The organism is Calothrix sp. CCY 0018 (genome assembly GCF_963920925.1).
GTDB lineage: Bacteria > Cyanobacteriota > Cyanobacteriia > Cyanobacteriales > Nostocaceae > Rivularia.
Window position 1 is genome coordinate 1 of sequence record NZ_CAWUDI010000109.1, and the last position, 1,795, is coordinate 1,795.

1 protein-coding gene is annotated in these 1,795 nt (G+C 38.9%); it reads right to left on the reverse strand.

Annotated elements, in window-relative coordinates; translation table 11 throughout:
- Positions 1-29: 29 nt before the first annotated feature.
- Positions 30-1,718 (reverse strand): hypothetical protein, encoded by a 1,689-nt coding sequence (locus ACM03V_RS34330; protein ID WP_414625287.1) that lies wholly within the window; start codon positions 1,716-1,718, stop codon positions 30-32.
- Positions 1,719-1,795 lie beyond the last annotated feature (77 nt).

Sequence of the window (1,795 nt, forward strand, 5' to 3'; positions counted from 1 at the left end):
GTATCCCCTCAAAATTTCGGGGTAGGTGGTTATTGAGGCACCCATGACCAACCATAGGGATTAGAAGAAGATTTCTCCCGAATAATTGTCCCCAAAGATGGAATATTTTCAACTTGAGAAATGCGATCGCGCACATACTCAAAAAAGCTGATACCTAACTTGTGAGTAGTGTCAACAAGAGACATGAAAATATCCCAAGCCTTTGTGCCTTGTTCGGTCTGAGTTGCGTAACTGATGTTACGTCGTTGCACCATAGTCCTAGCAGCTAACTCTGCTGGATTATTATGCAGCAGTAATTCTGGATGCTCCAAAACCAGAAGCAACTCATCCATTTTTAAAGCAGTTAATCGTTTTCGTTCATCTAAGTGCTCGTAACCAGTTTTTTCGGTAAAAAGTGTCCAAAATTCTAGTTCTAGCTCGTGAGCTTTTTCAGAACTGGGAGAATCTCGATAAGCTAGCAATTTTCGATAATAGTTCCAGAATCTTCCCAGAAAATCATCTAAAAGTTTTTGATGGCAAGGCACAAGTGGAGTTAATTTTTTATAATGTCGTCCTTCATGCACCCAACAAAGAGCTAGATCCGAGGTTATTAACTTAAACTGCGGAGCATCATCACACAGTAAAGTTTTAATTACGGGAATGGTTGATTGCTGATGATAAAAGGCAATTGCTGCCGATTCACATAGGCGGGAACGATGCTGGGAACCGAGTTTACTCAAATACTCATCAATTAAAAAATTAAACTGAGTTTCCGTCAAAGCGACTTGCTGAGGTAATAATTTGAGTTGATTAATCCACTTGGCTGGTAAATTAAAAGTATCTAAAAGCTCATATGTTAGGGAGTTGAGAATAAACTCAAGCTCAGTTGTGTTTTGCAACACCTTCAATACACTCAAACGGTCTTTGTTTCGTGTCGTCTGGTAAATCGTATACAAAGGGTTGCAAATCACATTCGTTGTATGATTTACTCCCCCCACACGTGCACCTGTTTGGTCAAAGTGTTGCCAAGGGCTACTTTCCAGACCGGAAGTATATACTTCTTTATACTCCGCTTCAAAATATTCTTGCTTTTTGATTAATAAATTCGATATTGTTCCTGCACTAATCGAGATACCAATATCTTCTAAAAATTCTAACAACTTCCCTTGGGTTATGTTGCCACCATAATACAAACTCATGACCAAAGCTTTGATTCCCGGACCAAATTCCCCCTCATAACCTGTTGGTAAGGGTGCCAGATATGTTTTTCCTGTCCGTGGTGAGTAGTATTTTTGCTTACGGAACAAAATGTTATCTGGCTTCAGTACAATGTCTTGAACAACTACTTCTTCATAACCCTTAAACTGTGCGTCTGCTGGTAATTCTTCTTGAGGATAGACTAAAATCTCTTCTCGGTCTATGTTAATGGTTCCATTTTTACTTGTTTTACTGTGCTCTTTAGGTTTTTTTCGTTCTTTTTCTGATGAATGGTTTTTATTAAATCCTTTCTTTTTATTCGCCTTGATGTCTGGTTTACCTTTTTCGCCTTTAAGACGGTTGTTCTCATCCCGTAGCTTTTGGTTTTCTTCTTCTAATTGTTTGACCTTGGAGTTTAGTTGCTCTATTAAATTAAGTAATACTTCTACTGTTTGACGCACACTTTCGTCTGCAATCTGTTGTGGGTCAATCGATTGCAGCAAGCCGGACACTAATTTCTCCGCTGGTAGTTTTTGCGTCATGTGTCATATTCTACGACGCATATTGTACCTTTGTTAATTCTTATTTTTCGTCTTACCCCGATTTACTGAGCGGATAC